The organism is Novipirellula caenicola (assembly GCF_039545035.1).
Lineage (GTDB): Bacteria > Planctomycetota > Planctomycetia > Pirellulales > Pirellulaceae > Novipirellula > Novipirellula caenicola.
The window spans coordinates 1-22,912 of the sequence record NZ_BAABRO010000035.1 but is presented as its reverse complement, the minus strand read 5'-3'; the positions used below and the strand labels follow the sequence as shown (position 1 = coordinate 22,912).

16 protein-coding genes are annotated in these 22,912 nt (G+C 52.0%); 2 read left to right on the top strand and 14 right to left on the bottom strand.

Translation table 11 applies throughout. The annotated features are described in order from the left end of the window. Positions 1-1,195: 1,195 nt before the first annotated feature. A complete protein-coding gene (locus ABEA92_RS30455; RefSeq protein ID WP_425572526.1) occupies positions 1,196-3,706 on the bottom strand; it encodes a polysaccharide biosynthesis tyrosine autokinase in 2,511 nt (836 codons plus the stop codon). A gap of 3,211 nt (positions 3,707-6,917) precedes the next feature. Between ABEA92_RS30455 and ABEA92_RS30450 the strand changes: the two genes are divergently transcribed. Continuing rightward, positions 6,918-7,268 (top strand): four helix bundle protein, encoded by a 351-nt coding sequence (locus ABEA92_RS30450; protein ID WP_345689503.1) that lies wholly within the window; start codon positions 6,918-6,920, stop codon positions 7,266-7,268. Between the two features lie 86 nt (positions 7,269-7,354). On the opposite strand, the gene ABEA92_RS30445 is transcribed toward ABEA92_RS30450, so the two are convergent. Both ABEA92_RS30445 and ABEA92_RS30440 read right to left on the bottom strand, forming a co-directional pair. Further along, a complete protein-coding gene (locus ABEA92_RS30445) occupies positions 7,355-8,116 on the bottom strand; it encodes a glycosyltransferase family 2 protein (protein ID WP_345689501.1) in 762 nt (253 codons plus the stop codon). Positions 8,117-8,306: 190 nt separating this feature from the next. After that, positions 8,307-8,855 (bottom strand): WcaF family extracellular polysaccharide biosynthesis acetyltransferase, encoded by a 549-nt coding sequence (locus ABEA92_RS30440; protein ID WP_345689499.1) that lies wholly within the window; start codon positions 8,853-8,855, stop codon positions 8,307-8,309. Here ABEA92_RS30440 and ABEA92_RS30435 point away from each other — a divergent pair. Beyond that, positions 8,773-9,174, top strand: a complete 402-nt coding sequence (locus tag ABEA92_RS30435; protein WP_345689515.1) for a hypothetical protein — start codon at positions 8,773-8,775, stop codon at positions 9,172-9,174. The genes ABEA92_RS30440 and ABEA92_RS30435 overlap by 83 nt on opposite strands. On the opposite strand, the gene ABEA92_RS30430 is transcribed toward ABEA92_RS30435, so the two are convergent. From ABEA92_RS30430 to ABEA92_RS30380, 11 genes are all read right to left on the bottom strand, one after another. Next, positions 9,171-10,103 carry an NAD-dependent epimerase/dehydratase family protein gene (locus tag ABEA92_RS30430; protein ID WP_345689497.1) on the bottom strand — a complete coding sequence of 311 codons (933 nt, stop codon included), beginning with the start codon at positions 10,101-10,103 and terminating at the stop codon, positions 9,171-9,173. The two genes, ABEA92_RS30435 and ABEA92_RS30430, sit on opposite strands and share 4 nt — an antisense overlap. Then, positions 10,100-10,981 (bottom strand): glucose-1-phosphate thymidylyltransferase RfbA, encoded by an 882-nt coding sequence (rfbA, locus tag ABEA92_RS30425; protein ID WP_345689495.1) that lies wholly within the window; start codon positions 10,979-10,981, stop codon positions 10,100-10,102. Before rfbA ends, ABEA92_RS30430 begins: the two co-directional genes overlap by 4 nt. 407 nt (positions 10,982-11,388) lie before the next feature. Further along, complete coding sequence (locus tag ABEA92_RS30420; protein ID WP_345689493.1) at positions 11,389-12,585, bottom strand: glycosyltransferase; 1,197 nt, start codon at positions 12,583-12,585, stop codon at positions 11,389-11,391. Positions 12,586-12,911: 326 nt separating this feature from the next. After that, positions 12,912-14,270: a hypothetical protein gene (locus ABEA92_RS30415; RefSeq protein ID WP_345689491.1), complete on the bottom strand. Its 1,359-nt coding sequence runs from the start codon at positions 14,268-14,270 to the stop codon at positions 12,912-12,914. 222 nt (positions 14,271-14,492) lie between these two features. After that, positions 14,493-15,458, bottom strand: a complete 966-nt coding sequence (locus ABEA92_RS30410; RefSeq protein WP_345689489.1) for a glycosyltransferase family 4 protein — start codon at positions 15,456-15,458, stop codon at positions 14,493-14,495. Positions 15,459-15,679: 221 nt separating this feature from the next. After that, positions 15,680-16,999 (bottom strand): glycosyltransferase family 4 protein, encoded by a 1,320-nt coding sequence (locus ABEA92_RS30405; protein WP_345689487.1) that lies wholly within the window; start codon positions 16,997-16,999, stop codon positions 15,680-15,682. 561 nt (positions 17,000-17,560) lie between these two features. Next, a complete protein-coding gene (locus ABEA92_RS30400; RefSeq protein WP_345689485.1) occupies positions 17,561-18,016 on the bottom strand; it encodes an acyltransferase family protein in 456 nt (151 codons plus the stop codon). Positions 18,017-18,457: 441 nt separating this feature from the next. Further along, complete coding sequence (locus tag ABEA92_RS30395) at positions 18,458-18,859, bottom strand: acyltransferase (RefSeq protein WP_345689511.1); 402 nt, start codon at positions 18,857-18,859, stop codon at positions 18,458-18,460. Between the two features lie 196 nt (positions 18,860-19,055). After that, positions 19,056-20,228: a glycosyltransferase family protein gene (locus ABEA92_RS30390; RefSeq protein WP_345689483.1), complete on the bottom strand. Its 1,173-nt coding sequence runs from the start codon at positions 20,226-20,228 to the stop codon at positions 19,056-19,058. A gap of 37 nt (positions 20,229-20,265) precedes the next feature. Further along, positions 20,266-21,519: a glycosyltransferase family protein gene (locus tag ABEA92_RS30385; RefSeq protein ID WP_345689481.1), complete on the bottom strand. Its 1,254-nt coding sequence runs from the start codon at positions 21,517-21,519 to the stop codon at positions 20,266-20,268. Further along, positions 21,516-22,637 (bottom strand): acyltransferase family protein, encoded by a 1,122-nt coding sequence (locus tag ABEA92_RS30380; RefSeq protein ID WP_345689479.1) that lies wholly within the window; start codon positions 22,635-22,637, stop codon positions 21,516-21,518. The genes ABEA92_RS30385 and ABEA92_RS30380 overlap by 4 nt, the downstream gene beginning before the upstream one ends. Positions 22,638-22,912 lie beyond the last annotated feature (275 nt).

Genomic DNA, 22,912 nt, shown 5'->3' with positions numbered 1-22,912 from the left:
GCCTCAAGGGCCCGTGCGACCTCTCCCCGCTTCGCCGGGCGAGGTGACTTGTTGGACACCAGCAAGGGATGCCGTAGCGGAAGTCGCGGGCGGCTTGTCGTTTTATTCGTACGATGGACTTCCTAGTCCGTCGAATGCGCCATTAACGGACTAGAAAGTCCATCGTACACCCCTTGCCGCAGGAAACTTTATTAAATCAACAAGCCGTCAAGACTTTCGTCGCATTGTCGCTCGGCTTTCCAAGCCGTTTGCGTGCACCGCAATCGAAGGTCATTACGAGAGGAACCGTGACCAATGAACAGAACATTCACGGATCACGGATCCAGCTTGGAAAGCTGGCCGACAATGACCTGGTTTCGGGACTCGCCGTGTTAGAAATCGCCCGTGCCAGCAGGAAAGTCACCTCTCCCAACGCAGTTTGGGAGAGGTCGAGCAGAGCGTATGGCGACTGCTCGGGTGAGGGCCGTCCGAGCAGGTTGACTCGCATCCAGCATCAAGATAGCGCGGTCAGCCCTCACCCGAACAAGGCCTCAAGGGCCCGTGCGACCTCTCCCCGCTTCGCCGGGCGAGGTGACTTGTTGGACGCCAGCAAGGAATGCCGTAGCGGAAATCGCGGGCGGCATGTTGATTTAGCCGTACGATGGACTTCCTAGTCCGTCGAATGCGCCATTGACGGACTAGAAAGTCCATCATACACCCCTTGCCGCAGGGAACTTCATCAAATCAACAAGCCGTCACCGGCGTTCGTCGGCATTGTCGCACGGCTTTCCAAGCCGTCAGCGAGCACCGCGACTGAAGGTCATTACGAGAGGGACCGTGACCAATTAGTAGAACATCCACGGATCGCGGATCCAGCTTGGAAAGCTGGCCGCCAATAACCTGGTTTCAGGACGTCGCAGTGTTGCAGTGGACGGTGCCAATTTAAGGTCACCACCCCTCCCCGGCCGCATCCGGCGTCCGACCCTCCCGCAGGGAGGGTGAAATCTGCTTCACCTCCCCTCTGGGGAGGTCAGAGTCGGCGGCAGCCATCTCAGGGTGGGGCTCGCCGTGTTAGAGATAGACGGTGCCAATTCGAGGTTACCACCCCTCTCGGCCCGCATCCCCGCGACCGCTCTCTCCCGCAGGGAGGGCAAACTTAATTCTCCCCCACTCCCCCACTCCCCCTCTCCGTGTCTCCCCCTCTCACTTTCCCCCTCTAGCCTTCCTCACTCCCAACATCCCCTGCTCTCACCACTTCCGCCTTCTTCGCCTTTTGCATTCCTGCTAACCCGCGACCGCCAACCACGACGGGCTTCGCCATCTTGGCTGCTTCGCTGCGTGCGTCATCGTTACCTTTTCGCCGGTAGTAACGATTGGTGTACCGGCCATAGCGATAGTAGCCGTACCCCTTGTAGCCGTCGCTTGAACCCGATTCGTCCGAGTTGTTGATGACCATGCCGAACAAGTTTGCACCGACACTTCGCAAAATATTGACCGACTCCTTCGCATTTGGCTTGCTCTTGCGGCGGACTCGCAGTGCCATCACCACGCCGTCGGCCATCCCCGCTGTGATACTCGGATCGGTCACCACCAACAGCGGCGGCGTGTCCAAGATCACATAGTCGTACTCTTCACGGAGCAAGTCGATCAGTTCGCCCATTTCCGGCAGCGTCAATGCTTCGGCAGGGTTCGCCGGGATTGGACCACTGGGCATCATGTGCAGCGTGCTGAGAGGCGTTTGATGACATGCGTCGCTTGGCTCGCAATCGCCGTTCAAGATGTTGGTCAAACCCGATTTATCTTGCATGTTAAAGTTGTCGGTGATTTGCGGTCGGCGAAGGTCACAATCAACGACCAAAACTCGTTTGCCACTCTGGGCGATCGAGCAAGCCAAATTCTCGGCCACGGTACTTTTACCGTCCCCTGGCAACGGGCTGGTGATCTGCAATACCTTGCCCCCTTCGACATTGGCCAATTCGAAAAAGATCGACGTTCGACATGATCGAATCGACTCGGCCGCCACCGAGGCCGGTTGATGCAGCACCACGATTCCCGGATCCAAATCCTTGAACGGATTGATTTCACCTTTGGCCGGACGACGAATTCGTCCCTTGAAAAAGGGAACGTGAGTCAGCACGGGTACGCCCAACAGTTCGGCAATCTCGTCGGGATCGCGGAACGTGTTGGCGTTTTTCTCTAATAGTAGTGCCAATCCGGCACCCAATGCCAATCCCAAGAACGTGCCGATTCCAAGCGTCTTGACAAGACTCGGCCCAACGCGATAGGCGGCCGAAGGTGCCGTCAACTCATTGACCTTCGTGCCTCCCTCTTCCTCGGTCAAACTGACGCGAGCCATCTGCTCTTCCAATTGGTTCATTAGTTCGCGGTTGCGTTCCAATTCACGCAACATCCCCGCGTTGTCTTGTTCGAATTTGGCAATCGTGATCGACGCCGCCTTTTCATCGGCAATCTGTTGATCCACCTCGGCGATTTGATCCTTCAATAATTGCAACTCCGCCTCGCCCGCGACCACCACCGTCGAAATTGCTTCTTTGGCCTTCTCTGCCGGATTGATCACTTCAACTTCGTTTTCTTTGCGAAGCTCGAGAATCCGTTCGGTTTGCTCCAGTACAATCCGTCGCAATTCGCTTTTCATCATGTCCAGCTCGGTATCGAGCTGTTTGACTGTCGGATGGCTTGCGCCGAATTCATTGGCCATCTTATTCCGCTCGATCATCAGCGGGATCAATTGTTGATCCAGTTCCAATTCCGCCAGTTGCGCATCACCGTCACGAAGGTTTTTAGCAAGCGCCGTCGCACTGTCAGGCAGCGTGATTTTGACGTCCAACAACTGGCCGATGATGTTCAGTGCGACCAGCGGATCGTTCGAGTCACTCGCGATCGCCTTGACCGCCGACAATTCCGTCGCCTTTTGACGCATCTTTTCGACCAGTTCGCTGCGTTGGCCGACTAGAAACAATTGTCGTTCCCGATGCGGATTGATCGCCTCGCCCTCGCTGTTCCACGCCAGCGGCGCGTCACGGCGAAATTCGCGGTACTGTGATTCCAGTTCGCTCATCTTCGGGTGTAATTGGTCGATCGCGACTGTGATCAAACGCAACAATTCATCACGCGAACTCTTTTGTTTTTCGTTAAAGAAGGTTTGCAACGCGTCGCTAAACGCCTTCACGCTTGCCTGGCAAAGTTCTGGATCGGTATGTTCGAAACTCAGCTCCGCGACCAGCGACTGCGATGCGCGAATATCCGTAATCTCGGACATGATCGAAAGAGATTCATAAGCGGTTCCAAGAAACGCGCGCGAGTCATCGCCAAAACGATCGCGAAACGGGGCCAATTGCTCGTCGTCAAACGCCATTTTGACGACGCGATCGCTGAACAATTGTGATTTCAGAATTTCGATACTGGGCACGCCACCGATGACATCGCCCGTCATGGTGTCCATGATCGCCGGACGATCCGATTCGACCATCAATCGCGTCGATGCCTTAAACGTCTCCGGCGTCCGTTGGTAGACCAAAAAACCACAGACCGCACCAGCGATCGCCGGCAGCAGTACCGCCCAGCGGTACCGCCACAATGCCGCCAGCATGTCTTGCGAATCGCCGCCAGCGGAAGAGTTTCCCGCAGGCCCCATCAAACTGCGATCCGCGGCGGTAATCGGAGGCGCCTTGCTGTACGAAAGTCCGCGATCAGAAGCTAACTTCATAAGATGTCAATTCAATGAAAAAGGAGTGTCGTTGATCGCTCCCGCGATCAAAACGAATCATCGTCGTGGATCTTGCTAAAGATCCCCGTCTAAGTAGCGGAAGTCGTCATCGGCTTGTTGATCTAGTCGTACGATGGACTTCCTAGTCCGTCGAATCCACCATTGACGGACTAGCAAGTCCATCCTACACCCCTTGCCGCAGGAGCCTTCACTTAATCAACAAGTCGTCAAGACTTTCTTTCTCGGGAAAAACCGGAATTTTTCCCGTGACCACATGTTCTTGGAGACGCAAAGATCGCGGAGCGATCAGCGACAATGCGTCCAAGCGTCAGTTTACCGGCGGAGGGGCATTTGGACTAGGAAAAGAGGCAGCAGAAAGTCGCTTTGGCCACGGAAACAACGCAAGATCGTTGTAACCGCTACAAGTTCGACTTTAGGGAAGCGAGTGCGAGACAGGGAGACAGGGAGACAGGGAGACAGGGAGACAGGGAGACAGGGAGACAGGGAGACAGGGAGACAGGGAGACAGGGAGACAGGGAGACACGGAGACACGGAGACACGGAGACACGGAGAGGGGGAGTGAGGAGTGAGGAGTGAGGAGAACTTGCCCCCCCTCTGCGTGGGGGTAGGCCGCAGGAAGCGGCCGGGGAGGGCTAGAGACCTTGAACTTGCACGTTCCACTTCCAACACCCTGTCGCCCTGCATGCCACCTATCCCAGCTCTGCTGGGAGAGGTCGAACGGCCCCTCAAGGCCTCGTTCGGGTGAGGGCCGTCCGAGCAACTTCCTCCTGGCCACCGCCGATGCATCCCCTTATACGCCACCGCACATTGGTCTATCCCGAAATTCCAACGTCCACGAAAGTCTCAAGGACTTGTTGATTGAATGAGCCGCGACGCGTGAGCGGCCGGGTGCGGCCCGGGACTTTTTTTGCTGGCACGGTCCACTTCTAACACCCTGCCGCCCCCTGCATGCCACCTCGCCCAGCTCTGCTGGGAGAGGTCGAACGGGCCCCTCAAGGCCTCGTTCGGGTGAGGGCCGTCCGAGCAACTTTCCCGTGGCCACTGCCGATGCATCCCGTTACACGCCACCGCACATGGGGCTATCCCGAAATTCCAACGTCCACGAAAGTCTTGAGGACTTGTTGATTGAATGAGCCGCGACGCGTGAGCGGCCGGGTGCGGCCTGGGGATTTCTTTGCTTGCACGTTCTACTTCCACCACCCTGCCGCCCCCGGCATGTCACCTCGCCCAGCTTGGCTGGGAGAGGTCGAACGGGCCCTCAAGGCCTCGTTCGGGTGAGGGCCGTCCGAGCAACTTTCCTCCTGCCACAGTCGATGCATCCCCTTACACGCCACCGCACATGGGTCGATCCCAAAATTCCAACGTCCACGAAAGTCTCGAGGACTCGTTGATTCAATGAGCCGCGACGCGTGAGCGGCCGGGTGCGGCCTGGGGATTTCTTTGCTTGCACGATCCACTTCCACCACCCGCCGGTCCGGCATGTCACCTCGCCCAGCTTTGCTGGGAGAGGTCGAACGGGCCCTTAAGGCCTCGTTCGGGTGAGGGCCGTCCGAGCAACTTCCTCCTGGCCACCGCCGATGCATCCCGTTACACGCCACCGCACATGGGGCTATCTAAAAATTCCAAAGTCCACGAACGTCTCGAGGACTTGTTGATTGAATGAGCCGTGACGCGTGAGCGGCTGGGTGCGGCCCGGGGATTTCCTTGCTTGCACGTTCTACTTCAAACACCCTGCCGCCCCCGGCATGTCACCTCTCCCAGCTTTGCTGGGAGAGGTCGAACGGGCCCTTAAGGCCTCGTTCGGGTGAGGGCCGTCCGAGCAACTTCCCCTCTGCCAACGCCGATGCATCCCCTTACACGCCACCGCACATTGGTCGATCCAAAAATTCCAAAGTCCACGAAAGTCTTGAGGACTTGCTGATCCAATGAGCCGCGACGCGTGAGCGACCGGGTGCGGCCCGGGGAATTCTTGCTTGCACGGTCCGCTTCCACCACCCTGCCGCCCCGCATGTCACCTCTCCCAGCTTTGCTGGGAGAGGTCGAACGGGCCCTCAAGGCGTCGTTCGGTTGAGGGCCGTCCGAGCAACTTCCCCTTGGCCACCGCCAAGGCATTCCCGTTGCACGCCACGGCACATGGGGCTATCCAAAAACTCCAAAGTCCACGAATGTCTCGAGGACTTGTTGATCCAATGAGCTGCTTAAGCTCGCGTGCTCCACGGTTGTGTGCTTGGGGGGGCGCCGTCAGCTTGGAAAGCGGAGCGACAATTGCGTCCTCCGTTCCCTTCTGCCAAATCCGATCTCTCGAAAAGGATTCGAACACGAGCAAACGGAGGTAACGGATTCATGCAGAAATCAAGCCAATGAATCGATAACGTTTTGGCAAAAAGATGGAGGACAAAAAAATGAAGGGCGGCATCTCAAGGCACGATTTACTGACAGTGAATCAATAAACCGTTCGGATGGAACGACTGAGCTAAAATTGCGCCCGTACCGTGTCGACAAAACTCGAACGTTTTTTGACCACTCGTCCAATCCATGACCAGCGCCGAACAACGATTTTTACAGCTAAATTCAACTTTCGATTTGGTATGAAAATGGAGATAAGAAGATAAAAGTTTGCGGTAGGTCGGTGGAGCGCCAGTCGTCATGGGCTAACGCAAAGTTACGCGGACAATTGACGTATCTCGCCTCCAGTCTCAACTCCCCATCTTCGTTCCCCACAAACGCAAAAAGCCAGCCTGGCACCCCAGACTGGCTCGTTCCCGCAAACCCTTCTTCATTTTTCAATTTACAATTGTCAATTTAACTTTTTCAATCTCCCGCAGTATCCGTCCCCTAGCCCCTAGCCCCTAGCCCCTAGCCCCTAGCCCCTAGCCCCTAGCCAGCTTTTCTGCTCCAGCGTCACTACTCATAGCGAATCGCACATGAATCAAAATCATCGCACCTTCATCGCTATCATTTTTCTGTCACCTATTTTCCTGTAAATCAAATACGTTCGGGCTTGTTGACTCTCGTTTGAACCGGAACCGTTGCTCGAGGTTGAAGCGAGTTCGATTATTGTCACGCCATCGTGGCTTCAATGGCGAAGCGGTAGCAAGTGGGTTTACAGGAAGATGGTGGACAGGAAAATGAAAACAAAGGAAGTTGCCGACATCTCCCCGATTGCTAGCCCCTAGCCCCTCGAAACCCCATGTCCTACGAAGACCTCGATGTTTGGAAGCGATCAGCGCGTCTTTCGGTCACGCTCTATCAAGAGACGAAAGAGCTACGAGACTTTGGATTTCGGGACCAATTGACACGCAGTGGGTTGTCGGTGCCATCGAACATCGCCGAGGGCTACGAGCGAGACAGCGACAAAGAGATCGCTCGATTTCTGACGATTGCAAAAGGCTCCGCCGGTGAGATGCGGACCCAGATTTTGATCGGCATCGAAGCGGGCTATCTCGACAAAGCGACCGCGAAGCGGTGGGCCGAGGAAGCGAAGCAGCTCGGAAAAATGCTCGCCGCTCTAATCCAAAGGCATAAACGAAAGAGCGGCTAGAAGCTAGTGACTAGACGCTAGTGCCCCCTCCCGCCGGCTTTTTTCTAGCCACTAGCCACTAGCCACTAGCCACTAGCAACTAGCAACTAATTTCTCGACTTCGCCGAGAAAAACTGCGGCAGCTTCGACAGCGGCTTGGTCAATCGCAGTCCCCACGGGGGCGTTAGCCCGTTCATTGCCCAGGCGCGTTGGTCATCGCGGTTGGCCGCCAGTCGGTTTTTTAGCGATGCGTTACTGGCGCCGCCGACACGCATCTTGACCATCACTTCAGGGATGTACTGCATGCGGATTTTGTGTTTGACCATCATCCGCACCAGCAGCTCATAGTCAGCCGCCGTCTTGATGTTCAGATCAAAATTACCGAACTGCTCGTAACAGCGGCGACGCAAGTAAACGGTCGGATGAGGCGGCATCCAGCCACGGCGAAAGCGATTCACATCGTACGCACCCGCCCGCCAATACCGCCGCTGCAGCGACGGATCCACACCGTCGACGTAGACCAAGTCGCCGTAGACACCATCGACCGAATCCTCGGACAGAGCCTCCGCAACCCGTCGCAGTGTTTGGGCATCAGCCAACCAGTCATCGGCGTGCAGAAACCCGATCACGTCGCCGGTGGCTGCCACGATGCCCTTGTTCAGTGCGTCATAGATACCCGCGTCCGGTTCGCGAATCGAGCGAGTGATTCGCTCGCCATACCGCTGGACAATTTCCGGTGTCGCATCGGTCGAGTTGCCATCGACAACGATGTACTCCAGCTCAACGTTTTGCTGAGCCAGCACCGAATCGATCGCATCCCCCAGCGTCGCCGCGCGATTATAGACCGCCGTAATGACCGAGATTTTCATGAGCGTTGGGCAGCAGCTGATAAAACGTCGTTGATCGCTCCGCGATCACAACGAGCAAAGGAAATGACAATGGTGGGAAACGGATGGTCGGAAGGTGGTGGCAAGGAAATGACTGGCAAAAAGATGGAGGGCAAAAAGATGCTGTTGGGAAAGTGGTATCGACTCAGCACTCCCAACTAGCTTCTAGCTTCTAGCTTCTAGCTTCTAGCTTCTTTTCCGTTGCCGGATTCCCAATCACGGTAGTATTCGGCGCAACATCTTTTAGCACCACACTTCCAGCGACACACATGCTGTTGGGGCCAATGGTGACCCCTGGAGCAACAAAAACTTGCGCCGCGACCCATGAGCTCTCCTTGATCACAATCGGCTTAGTCACCAAATCAAATCCCGGTTTGTCAAAGCGATGCGATCCCGTGCAGAGAAATGCACGTTGCGAGATACAGCAGTTTGATTCGATGGTCACAGGGGCCAGCGACAGGATCGAAACGTCCTCACCAATCCAGACGTGGTCGCCGACGCTAAGTCGCCACGGAAACGAAATGTTGACCCCGCTACGGATTATAACGCCTTGACCAATTTTTGCCCCAAAGTACCTCAGCCAAATAACGCGAATACGCGATGGCAGCGGAATTGGCACCAAGAAAAACGCCGCGCGAATGAAAAACCAACACCATTCAAAACGGAGTGAAGCCCCCCGGTCAAGCCCGGCACTAAAGTTTTTCAGTTTAAGTTTATTCAAGATTGATAACGAAGTTACGCAATGCCCACGAATCCTGACTGCTACCGTTAATCATCCGATTGCAGGTGTCATTCAGCTTGCCACGCCGTGCCTTTCTGCCTTACAGGATTTCGGCAGAAAGCTAATTCGTTTTCAGAACGCCAGACAGCAAAAGCTGATGGATACTGCTACCAAGTCGGCGGATGCAGGAGATTATTCCGCAGTATCAAATCACTTTCTGGTCGAATATGGTGGAATGTGGATGTCAAGGTCAATGAGTGCCCAAACAATTCCTATGGCTCTCATGTCGACTATGTTGTCGAAATCTCTTCAAATTTAAATCAGCTTATGATATTGAAGCGTCCGTTTCACTCCCTCAGCCAAGGGAGTGAAACGAAACGCAGGGATCTGAGAAAGCAAGCGATCGGGAGCTAGAGCTATCGACTGGATGTCACTTGAACGTCTAGCTAAGTATTGCACTTCGATTGGCACCTCAATCATTGATTGTATGTGATGAAGTAACTTGCTCAACGATGTTGCGACGCCAGTCCCGAGGTTAAACGTTTCACTCTCATTCAACCGATCCAATGATAGCGACATTAATCTACATAGGTCGTCAACAAACACGTAGTCCCGTTCGGCCGTGCCATCACCAAACACTTTGATCGGTTTTCCGTTTTGAATCGCATTGATCCAGTGTGGTAAAACCCCCTGTCCTGGGCGAGTTGGTTGGCCAGGACCATACGGATTGCCAATCCGAAAAATATCTACAGAGAATTGTCCCATTCGAGCGGAGTGATGAAGCAACTGTTCGGCGGTGAGTTTGAAAACCGCGTAGGGTGACCTTGGGTCGGTTGGCGAACTTTCATTACGCGGCAAATCACTGTCAGCATAAATTGTTCCACCGGACGAAGGAAAAACAATCTTCTTTACGCCCACGCGTGCAGCTGTTTCCATCAGCACCAGCAGAGGCTGAAGAGCTTCCCAGTATTCCGAAGATGGATTTGAATAAAATAGGCTCGGGTGCGTTGCGGAGGCAAAATGATAGACAACGTCGGCGTTAGCAATTACGTCCGCCAGGATCCACGTGTCTCGCAAATCTGCAGTGACGGTCGTGACGTTATTGAAACTTGCTGCGAAGGAAGTGGGCTGGCGGCAATAAGAGGTGACATAGTGTCCCGCCTTGGCTAAGTGTTCAGCCATCGCCGATCCAAGAAACCCACCCGCCCCTAATACAACTACTCTCCGTGGTTCGCGGACGCTGATCATGAGTGTTTCACCGGTTGCTTTGTCAAACGCAGCAAATAATCACCATATTCACTATTCTTGAACTTGGCTGCTTGTTCGGCCAATTGTTCAGTCGTCATCCAACCTTGCCTGTGAGCAATTTCCTCTGGGCATGACACCTTTAAGCCAGTTCGCTTTTCGATCGCCCCGACAAAACTGCTCGCGTCATGTAAGCCGTCGTGAGTCCCCGTGTCCAGCCATGCTGTTCCTCGACCAAACATTTCAACATTCAGTGTGCCTTCAGTCAGGTAAATACGATTCAAATCGGTGATTTCGACCTCGCCTCGCACCGAGGGCTTTAACGACCTTGCAAATTCACAAACTCTAGAATCGTAAAAGTACAAGCCAGGCACGGCAAAGTTCGACTTCGGACGTTTGGGTTTTTCCTCCATGGTCATTGCTTTACCGTCTGCATCGAATGAGACAACCCCGTACGATGACGGATCACGCACTTCGTATGCAAACACTCTTGCACCCTTGTCGAGTTTTGCGGACCTCTGCAACAGTTTGATCAGTCCTTGGCCGTAAAATAGGTTGTCACCCAGCGTTAGGCAGCATGCCGATCCGTCAATAAACTCTTCACCAAGCGTAAACGCCTGAGCCAAGCCACCGGGATTCGGTTGGATCTTGTACTGTAGTCGCAGTCCCCACTGGTTGCCATCACCAAGCAGTGCTTGAAACAGCGGCATGTGTTGAGGTGTTGATATGATCAAAATGTCTTGAATGCCCGCAAGCATCAATGTAGATAGTGGGTAGTAGATCATTGGTTTGTCATAAACCGGCAACAACTGTTTGCTGATGGCGGTCGTCAACGGAGCAAGTCTACTTCCACTTCCCCCCGCAAGGATAATTCCTTTCATATTCACTCTCCGTTGATAGTCTTGTACATGCGTATTGGCCTATGCTAGTTGATCTGGATCTGTCCATTGCCGCCACTAAAAAATCCGTACTGAGATCTACGGATTACAGATTGGGGGAGATAACAATAACTTACGGACGATAGCAAATGGTGACATCGTCTTCTAACGCAACTCAACCACAATGCTATCGATTAAATCGATGTTCGTACTGTTTTTCAGTTGAGATCAAATGCTCAGGACGCACATGGTTCTTCGAAGACTCGAAGATCGGGTCTAAGCGTTGCTGCCGTATGGCGATTCAATCGCTTTTTAGTCTGCAAAATGTGACATCTGAATTTAATCGGCGAACATGACCTTGCGAAGTGATCGCGGCATGAGGTCGCGATGAAACCATCCGTATCGAATCATTAGGCATCCAAAGTCACAAAGTCCGGACAAGCACCACCGCCAAGCATCCATTCGTAAAGTTTATGCATTTGTTGAGCCACGGAGGCCCAGACAAATTGCGAATTAACGAGGTCATAACCAAATCGCCCCATTGTAGATAATTCATCGGAGCTACGGTTGAAGACAGAACGTAGCCCTTCCTGAATGCTCTCTGGGTTGGGTGCTATAGAAACAGCCGCGCCTACTTCAAAGCCTATTCCAAGGTTGCATTCTGGAGTCATCATAACGGGAGTCTGGTGGGCCCATGCCTCCAGGACAGCCATTGGTAATCCTTCGGAAAAACTTGGCAACACGAAAAGGTGCGTTTGAGTCAATAAATCGAATTTTTCCTTGCCGTAAGTCGGCCCATTGAACAATACTTCCGCTTGTTCATCGACCAAACCCTCGCCAACCCGTAAGTCATGCTCACGGCAGATTTGTTTCAGCTCAGATAAGTGCCCACCTTCATCTCGTCCTGCTATAACGAACTGCCATCCATAAGCCTCTGCATCGTCTCGAGATCGACTCCACGCATGGATCATATTGGCAAGCCCTTTTTTGCGATGGATACGGCCCAGATACACAACTCTTTTTCGTTCAGATAAACAAAAACGCTCTTGGAGAGGTGGCAACTCTCCAAGCTCCGGCACGTACACTCCATTTGGAATTGTGGCAATGGGATTTGTCAGACCAAAGTTGCGATAGTCTGCGACATCCTTATTCGTATTAGCCTGTAAGCATGCAGCACGGGAGAGCATTTTCTTTTCAATTAATGCCGAGATTAGCTTTTTCTTCCACGCTGAATTCTTCAATGCCCAAGGGTCCAACATTCCGTTCGGTGAGACCAAGAGCGGTTGTCCCGTTTCGTTTGCCCATTTCGAAGCGATAGATGATGTGAAGCTCCAGAGCGAATGGAGATGGCAAATTTCAAAGCTTTCTACCATAAATGCGCGTTTGAGTTGAGGTGAATAGCGATATGAGTTGTCACCGTAATACGGGAATGTACACGGTTTGACCGGTTCCCAACTCTTAGCATCCGAATTCGACTGGCCATCATGCGCGCCGAATGCTCTGACCGAACAACCGCGTTGAGACAACTCTCTAGCAAGCGCACATTCAACTTCGAAAATCCCTCCCGCATCACGCGACGTGGACCGCGTAAGAAAGCCAACATCCATACGTTATTTAAACCTAATCAGGTCAGTGTTTAATGAAATAATGTAATAAGTATGTAGTGCTAGTGAATCACCTTGCATGCATCTATTGAACACTGCGCAAGGAAGTTGACAATTGCGGGACAGAAAACTTCGCAATTCATGGGATTCATCGAAGGTGATTCGTAAAGTTGCTGACGCACCATTCAATGGGACAACATGGCACATTTCGTATCGCGACCAGGTAATAATCGTGAGAGATCCAATTGTTCGGGCGAGGATGCCGCAGCCAACAACTCCAGAACGCCGGTGTCCCTTTGACGATAAAAACTTAGCAGGTGTCGAGGTTCTTACACGCGAACCTGACGTCGTTCCCAGTAGACAATCACAATCCACCCAAAGGCAAACGGATACAAATTCAGCAAAGTGATATCCCGTCCCATGTTGAACGTTAATATCAAGCCGAGCGCATACAGCAGGAGGCGAGCCGGTTCGGTTGCCTGGCGATCCTGTCTCGCTAAGATGCCACACCAAACTGCCATCAATATCGCGGCTGCAACCGGACCCAACCAACGGCCAAAGTTAACCACTCCCTGGCCAATCATACCGGTGGAAATTGTTGCAAACACACCCGCGCTGCTAGCCCGTGCACCACCCTGTCCGCGAGCGATGGCATAGTCGATACCAATCATTGGTTTGTCGGGCCAAATTACGCGTGGGATCGGATTAACGACTTCGGCGAAATAACGCATGCCCCAATTCGGCTCGTAATTACCCTGATCGATGAATTTGTTAATCCACCCTAGCTCCTCCGCCATGTTAAGTCCAAGATGCTTATGTTTCGCCGACTTTTGCAGGCTAGATCCACTGGCAAATGCGGAGGCGATACTACGATTCGTGCGGTTTTGTAGCACAAAACTGAACCACATACTCGTTAGTGCAACTCCAAAGGCGACAAGGGTGAATTTGACCAGCAAGCGTCCACGCACTCGACCAAAAACCCAAACGCTGAATCCGGGAACCACCGTCGCCAACATTGTGTTACGAGTCCGATCAAAGATGTAGTAGGGAAATGCGAGCAAGCAGACTACAAATGCGATTCCACGTGTTTTTCGATTCTTCGTCAAAGCAAGAATAACTCCAAAACCGGCTGTCAGAAACGTCTGAAAGTAAGCGGCAAGTGACAGGAACGCATCAATGCCGCCTCCGATCCGATTTCTTGCCCATGGATCACGTTTGTAGCCTAGGTAGGGTGCAAATAGCCCCACGAAGTCAAACTTTACTCGAATCAATGCGATCAGCATCAATGCAATCCAGACAACCAGCATTGATTTGCACAACGTGTCAAGTTTTGCTTGAACATGTGCTTGGTCTAGTGGTCGGCGTTCTAAGATGGCCACGGCCTGACTAGGGCGTTGTTCTCCCGCCAGACGCTCCGAGATCACTGGCGTCAAGACCATAAACGCAACGATGAAAAGGCAGACCTGCCACCATGCGTTTGCGAGGGCCTGATCACCAATCTTAGAACGGTATGTCGCGTAGTTATTGTACAGAGCATCCCCGACGTACCAAACTGACACCGTCACCACCACCGCCAATGCTGGAATTCCCCAGCCTTTCCGGCGCTGGTTCCATGCGTTGATTCCAGCGCACACCAGCAGTAGGCACGCCATCCAAAAGGATGCCGGATAGAGCGAGATATCAACCACAGCGGAAACGTATTACTGCGAGATTGCTAATTGTTAGTGGAAGTTCTATTTTGATGTCATTTTGCTGCAATGCGAATGCGATCCTCCGGTCAGGGGCACCGCATGCTGCTGAGTAGGTGTGGAGCAGATGGAGGTAGCCAAGTCTCTCTGAAACGCGGAGGAAGACACACACGCGAGGTTGCCGGTTTCTGAAAAAGGATTTGCTAGATCGAGTCTTAAAGATCATTGGAAGGAGGTAGCTAGCTCTGCTAGGCGTTTTGCATAGGACTCGATTCCAAACGCTGATGGCGGTTCGAAATCTAGTCGGTGTTCTTTCGCATGCACAATTGCCTCGGCGATCGTATTTGGCTCTAGGTCTGGCAATCGCCACCCGTTCTCACCTTCGACCACACAATCGCCACACCGTTTTGATGCGATCACTGGCACTCCTTCCGCAAGAGCTTCTAGCTGGGTAAGGGCATATCCATCGGATAAAGTTGGCAATATAAATACATCGGCAGCGCGATATAACTTCGCGACGTGGCTGCGTCGCACCGGCCCCAAATACTGGACGTTTTGTAAATCATCCCAAAGTTGTGAGGATACCTCGGATGGCCCAGCAATGGTCAGGCGAATCTCTGGATGTGATTTCAGTTGTCGCATCGCATGGATCAGTCGAGCGATTCCCTTTCGCAGATTCACTTGTCCAAGAAACAACACGTTGAACGTATCGTTCGACATCTTGCTATTGATGGTCCGCTGGTTGACGGGATGTGCATGAACGTTCGAGGGTTGGTACACCAATGGGATGATACTGATCTTACGCTCGTCGATTCCCTCTTCTACTAGGCACCGGCGCGACCATGCCGAGTTGACGACGATGCGGTCCGCAAGCTCCATCTCTTGTTGCCAAGCATCCCAATATCGCTTTGGAGCATGGTTCCAAGATGAGGCAATTTGAGGATAGCGGTCATGTTCTTCGGCGACGATGCGTTCTTCAACTGGACCGGGATCGATCTGCCCCACGACACTCATCCAGCCACGATCTCGGCAAAGTGGCAGCAAGCCAAGTGCCGAGTAGCTATACGAAAAGAAAGCGTCAACTTTGTCGTCCATGCGGACTAATTGTTTCAAGACATTGTCTTGATACCATGTATTGCGAGCGATCGTTTTTGGCCAGCCTTGTGACCGTCGCAATCGTGCGATCATTTCCCATCGGACACTTCGGCCCGTCGACGCAATGATGGTTGCTGTTTCTAGATCAGGATGGTATCGGTCCGCTAGTTTCCCTGTACCGGGGATACGGGACCATAAGGAGTCTGGGGGAACCCAAGCGTCAGTGAACAAGTTTGCTAGCTCACCTCGTTCCGCCAGTCCCCTTGCAACCGCGAAGTGCTCGCGGGCCCCGACCTGAGAAACCACCCAACGTGTCATCGAGCATTCGCCGTCTTGCGTAAGATCATTGCGAGGCCTTTGCCAAATGCATTAGTAGGCATCCGCTCGTTGATAATCCGGAGCGAGTGTTGTCCCATTATTAGACGTTGCGGTTCGTCCATTTGTGTGATTGTCGACATCGCATCCGCCATTTCGTGGGGTGATGCAGGATCGAATAAGAAGCCATTCACCTTCTTGTCCACCAACTCTTCCGCCGCCCCCACATTCCTGCTCGATAAGATTGGTAGGGAAGATGCCATTGCCTCGTTGATCACTAACCCCCACGGCTCCGACATTGCCGGATGTAAGAAAGCTGCGGCGCGAGCATAGAGTCGAGGAAGTTCCTCGATCTGCCGGAATCCCGGGAAGTAGATTGTCGGCTGTTGACTCGCTAAGTCGTAATCATCTTCCCACGGTAGGACCGTACGTACTCTCGCTCCGATCGCCGAAGCAGCCGTCTTCAATGAATCGCACAATGGTCCATCACCGAGCAAGCAAAGGTTCCATGCTTCGCTCGAAACACTTGCTGAAATTGATTCAGTTGCAACAGCGGAGTTCACCTCCCTTTGCGAAGGATTTGAGGAACGAGTGGGTGTAGTTGTTAGGTGATGTAAAGAAGCAATTTTTTGCAGATAAATCTGGTACGCCTGCAACGTTACGTTCAGATTCTTAATTGGCACAAATCGATTGGACGTGAGAAACCACGGGTGTGCATTTCGTTCGTGCTCGCATGACTGACAACCGAGTGCTACTTTTGCATTCGCGAAATAGTCATTGTCCACGACGTTGTAGCCGAAGCCGATTCGCTCCGCTGGCATCCCCAGCTTGACAAGGTAATCAGCGTGCGAACGTCCTCCCACCAATGCTGCATCGAATCGACGAACTCGTCGCGACTTTATTGCTTCTTTCCACCAAACTCTCCGCCCGTCCAACTGTCGCGTTTCGCTCATAAGGATCGCTTTACATTTTCGCTGTTGTGCCCAACGACAACACGCCAACGCGTCGACAGAACTCCATCCAGCAACGGTGATAGCTTCGGGTTGCTCTCTATCAAGAATTTTTACGAAAGTGCTTTTGATATCGACCGCATTAATATCTTCGTAAGCCGCTCCCGGGAATGCTGTAATAATGTCGGGATTCAATGATCCATTGGTGTCGTCAAATTGGGACGGCGACCAGTCGTAAATCGAGTCCGTCGAGCAAACTTGCAAGCCCTTGACGGTCCAGCCCAGCGGTGCAAGTGCTTCGCTGGCACTGCGAAGTCGTGCGAGGTGATAAGGGCCGAACCGGGCAAAGTGGATGAGTAGTTTTGGCATCTTATTGCGACGTGACCGGCTTTGTTCACGAATCTGGTTTTTGGAAACCAGTAGTTACACCCGCTATGCGATAAAGCCATGATCGGAAAAGCTGGGTTCTGGCTTCTGTTACCAATGACACCAAGTACGTCACCGAGAGACAAAGTAATACAATACCGCAGAAGCCAGTTCCAGAAATGAAGTTGGGTGTCAGTCGACTTTGTGCTCCGACTAGATCAAGAAAGATTGCTGTCAGTAAGAGGGCGAGAGGAAAGTGCGTTAGGTAGAGTGAGTATGAAAAGTCCGCAAGCCACCTAGATAGCGAGCAGAATGGCCAAGCAACCGATGTGTTTGCGAAACTATTCACCGACAACGCAAAAGCGGCGCCAACCAAGTACTGATGTCCGTAGGGTACGAAGGTGAGTTCGAGACGCATGGCGATCAAAGCCAGTGCCCAAAAAGGCAAAACTACCCAAGCAGGTAGCCATGCACGATGGTTGATTGACCATCCCAAAACGCCGATCAGCCAAACCCCAAATAGGATCAGAATGTGGGTGGTCAGGAAGGAAAGTAGTATGCAAGTCACTGCAAGGGAAGCAAGCCGGAAGGAGCGTTTTCCTTGGAAAAACCAGAAAGTAGCAAGGGAAACAGCAGATAGTACCACCATTCATGCGCCAGGCTCCACAGCGGATCATTACTGCCAAACGATGGCAATGCAATTTCCTGAAGCATGAACAGGCTGGCAAGAAAATGCGAAAGGTCCAATCGTTCGACGAATGGTCCACCGATCACGGCCACTGGGTGTGGGGTTTGATTGGAATAGAATCCGAACGCATTGAAGTAGTGACTGCCGATCGAATCACACATTGCACCCAATAACAATGCGAAAACCAGCACCGCGTACAACCGACTGCTCCGGTCGGCCAGGTAGCGACGCCAGTCAAGCGGACGCGTTCGCGAGCATTCACAAACTCCACCGCCAACGAGAAATCCACTGGTCACAAAGAAAAACACAACTGCTTCGTGGCCAAAACCCATGGCAAAGTACAGTAGCTTGAGCTGTGCCGAAGACTAGTCAAACTTCCGTAGTCTAGAAATAGTAGGCTGCGTATGTGCTCAACCACGACTAAAAGGGCTGCCACCCATCTGGTAAGATTTAGAAAATTAGACTGGCTTTGCGATGTCAGTCCAGAATCCTAACAAGCAACGGTAGAGAGCACTGATCAAGCGTAATTTACGCCGTGGTATGGGAGAGCCAACTGAATCTGCCACATAAGTAAAGGGTTCTCTAACTCAAAATCGGTTATGATGGCCGAGCATAACATTAAAGCTCATGCTCGGCTGTTTGTATTTATGAATCACCGGACGTCGGAATGTTAGCACCAAAAGGACAAATTCAGCGATCTTGCAATTTGAGCCTAGGTATTTCAATCACCATCAAACACAAAAGGTGATTAAAAATATTAGATTTTTTAACAATTAGGCTAGCCATGGCTGATAGTTCAGCTGATAGGTTAAATCTACTCTCCGTCGTCCCATCGGCTTCGCGGGCACGCCTGCTACGATTGTGAAAGGTTCAACATTCCTAGTAACCACCGCACCAGCGGCAACGACCGCTCCTTCCCCGATTGTAACTCCCGGCAGCACAATTGCTCGAAAACCAATCCACACTCGGTCACCGATGATGACGTCTCCCCCGCGATCCTCAAACGTCGGGCTATGTGGATCGTGTCCCAGTGTGAGAACTGTTGCTTCCGGACCAATGGAAACATCACTTCCCGTAACGATGTTGAATTTTCGGCCATCAAGTAGGCAACCAAAGTTAATCACATTTCGATCTCCGAATGAGATGCGGCGTCCATTTAGAAAACGACACCGCATCTGAATTCCGGTCCCGCTCCCCAAGCGACCCAAATAAGCCCGCAAGAAAACTTGCCGAACAAGACTCGAGGGTACGTGTCCAATCACATGGTTGTATGTGAAAGAGACAATGGCACCGACTAAAGGTCGCAGTTTCATTGAATGTCGGAGCGAGGGTTGCTAGGCACGAAAAGCGTCTGTAGTCGCCGGAGAAAGTTCATTTGGTAAACAATGTGTCTAAGACGCCGATCGCGTTTGAATCCCACGAATGGTCAGTTCGGTAGTCATCCCACCTTGGGCTGAAACCCTGATCCTTGGTTCTACGCAAACCATCTATCAATGAACGGAGACAATCAGGCTTTACGAATGTTCCCAAGTCGTATTCGAGTACGCACTTTTTTAGCGGCCCTTCTCCCGAGCTTGCTAGTACCGGTAAGTGAAATTGCGAAGCAAGGTTCAAAACTCCGCTAGCTGAACGAAAATCTGCTGAATATACCAGCGTGAGATAGTCGGATGCGATGAAATATTGATACACATCCGATTCTGGAATGAAGTCGTTAACCCAATGGCATCGCTTGTCGACGGAGTGAGTGACTGCTAGATCTTGGTAAAATGAGATCGACCGTTGTCCGATGCTTTGCTCTCGTCCAACGACCAACAGGTGCATGTTTTCGACGTCGACCAGCGATTTGATCAATAGATCAAGATTCTTGCCATCTCGAATGTGGCCGAACGCGAGCAGTACGGGGGCGGCGTCCGGAATCCCCAGAATCGAACGCACCTGAGCTCTTAACTCCGACCCTTTGTTTGGAACTGGCACTGGATACGGCCCATGTGGAATTTCCTTGACAAGAAAAGAACGTTTTGGCCGTCCGTAGTCCAACGCTGTTCCACCATGGACATATGCCACGTCGACAAATGAGTAAGCCGTAGAAATGCAATAGTCATGCCAAAATTTGGGGCCCACTCGGAAGTCTCTAATGGGATCGTGGACTATCGTGCCAAATCGAATCCCTAGACTGTTCAACGCTCTTAACCGCCGAACCCAGAATGGAGAAAAGTACTCGAAGTAGCTTCCAACCACGACATGTGAAAGATCTTCTTGATTGATCAGATCGATCAACTGAGATACTTCAGAACGGCGAGTTTTTATGTGGGCGATTGCACGTCCTAGCTTACCCACTGCTTGGTATTGGTCTCTCAAGGGAACAAACTGGGTACTGGGAGAATACTGCCGCAGTTCGCGTTCCATATGGCGGTAACCCAGAAACACGGTCCTTGAGCATCTTTCTGCCAATGCAGCACACTGATGCACCGCATATTTTGCTAATCCGCCTTCATCTACGGGGGCGAAGTAAGCCAATTGTGCTTGGCGAGTTTGTTCTTTCACCGTGCGATCAAATTCACGCAGAGTAGCGAGTGGACAGTCAAGTCGTTTGCTGTCGATTGCCGATAAGTATACTAGCAAAAGAGTTTGCTGAAAAAAACTCTGAGACCTTCAGCTTTGCACTTTGTGAATCGCTGCAGATAGCGTGCAGCTGACCGGCGGCCAAAACGATAGCGTCACGCACACCCATAGTATTGTTTTCCATCGCAATACCACAACCGAACCGTTCAGCTATCGTTCCGACCCATGTGTTGCTTGTATACAGGATTGGCTTGCCAAGCATCATTGCCTCAACGGCAACCCCAGAAATCCTGGCAAAGTAAGCTTCACGACGGTACGGTAAAACGATCAAATCTGCACGCAACAGCTGCTTGTGATATGAATCGCTATCCAATGGTTTTTCGATGATATCAAATGTAACCTTCTCCAATCCTAGCTTAGATAAATCAGAAGGGCCCAGTTCGGATCCGTCGGGAAGTGAAAATGCACTCGACCACTGAAGTACAATCTCGATCGGCGGAAGGTCGTCTCGCTTGTCTAATAACTTGGCAGCTTCTACTAAGCGATCGGCGCCTTTCTCATATCTTGCTGGACCGGGAAGAAACAGACGAACACCTTTCGGTTGGGCAACATCGCCCGAAACCTTTGCGCCATCGCTTGGTGCATAAATTCCAATCAGAGACGGGTGTGGTAACGCTTGAAAGCGTATTCCTGTTAGCTCTTCGTACTCATCCGCCAAACGTTCACTATCCGTGACGAAACGAACCAAGCCACTGTTTATCATTGGCTGAAAGCGTTGAATGGCCCATTTCCAAAACTTCGCGGTGCTTCTAAATGTGCGATTGCCATCTGAATCATAGATTGCAATGTTATTCCGAACCAACAGAACCAGTTGTCGAAACTTCTTTCCGCCAAATTTCTTGGTGAACTTGTAATACCCCAGAAAGTGGTGCAGCACGACGGTCGGGGCGAATACTGTGTCGCAATATTCTGCGTTTGCAAAGTGCGATGATAGATCCTGATACAAGCGTCGATTGTGCTGCAAGATTCCCAGATAGCGTTTCCAAGCTTGCGGGTGATTGTAAATCTGGTCCCACACGGTAAAACGAAAATGCGGCTTGGCGCCCAGTTCATGGGCGACTGAATCCACCATTGTGATGTTGCCCAGCATTTCGACTTTTGTTTTGCCAACCTTGCCCACGGCGGCTTTTGTCGCGCGGTTGTACTCGAACCAATGCCCCTCTTGGTCACGAAGTGCTTCTTCAACAATCAGAAGTCGATCACGTGTACTCATGCCGCTAACGCCTCGCTTTTACTCGCAGAGGGTTTTGCTGTGTACCGACTGACAAAGTTTCGACGGAGACGATCAATGGGGCGATCGATTAAGGCATAGATCGCAAGGGACACAATGAACGATAGAGCCAAGTATCCGATGAAGTACGGTAGACGCTCGCGTCCAGGCAATCCTCCGTACCATGCGATATAGGGCCCCAGTAGCACCCAATGAATCAGATAGATCGGATAGGAAAGGTTCCCTGCGTGATAACCCATGGACGTTTCTTTGACCCGAACGTTAAGGGAAACAAATGGTACGGTGATTAATGCCATCGCCACGTTAAATGCTCGAGTCAGATCATGTCCGCCCATTATGATTGCGCCCTCTGAAAGTAGAGAGGATCGGCTTTCGGGATATATGAGGACGCCCACAAAGAGTGCAAGTATCAAAGTGATGGAAGCACAGTAAACAACGGACGATGCCTGCCAATCCAAATGAGAAATCAGAATGCCAATCATGAACATCAGAGCGTAGGTCAACAAACTGTTTTCGTACCCAGCAATCCACGTTATTGCCGCCAATGCGGCGCAAGACGCGACCATTGCCCATTGTTTCCGCGAAATCATCGCAGCATAAATGATGGGGAAAAGTAGGTAGAACTGTACTTCAATATCGAGCGACCAAACCGTTTCGATCAAACGTGGTTGCAAGGCCGAGTTTCCAAGTGGAACCAGCGATCTTGCAACCCAAAGTGGTTCTTGTGCATGCTCAACAATGGGGCCTCCAAATCCTCCCCATGCGGTTGCTAATCCCAGCAAACTTGATGCAAGAAAGACTGGCATGATGCGAAACACACGGCTTGCTTGAAACACCAGGGTCGTGTTCTTTGCGTGCATATACTTCTTGCGAAACATCTCGGTCAGCCAAAATCCACTGAGCACAAAGAAGACGAATACCGCCCAATACCCGAAAAAGACCACTTTCGACGTGTGGTAAAGCACGACCGCTGTCGCCAACAATAGTCGAAACCAGCCAGGCGTCAATTGCAAATCCCGTAAACCGGAAATCCATCCACGTGCTGTAACTCTGCTCTTCCAATCCGACGTATCGAACTCTTGTTTGTTCTTTTCACTCATCGTAAAGCTGGCTTTCACCTGCCATCGCCCCCCGATGGCTGCTTATGGGGCCGTGACGCGCGAGCGGTCTTTCTGGTAGCCTCAGAGCCAGGAAGCTCAGTTTAATGTTTCAGTGAGCCGCGATGCGTGAGTGGTAGAGGGCGGCGACCTAGGCTCTGTCTGAAAACCATGTTGCCCGTTATTTCGTACGAATGAGAGGTAAGTTAGTTCGAACGAAAGGGAGGAGGTAATCATGGTGGGGCGGCATTGCTTAACCGACGATCAATGGGAACTAA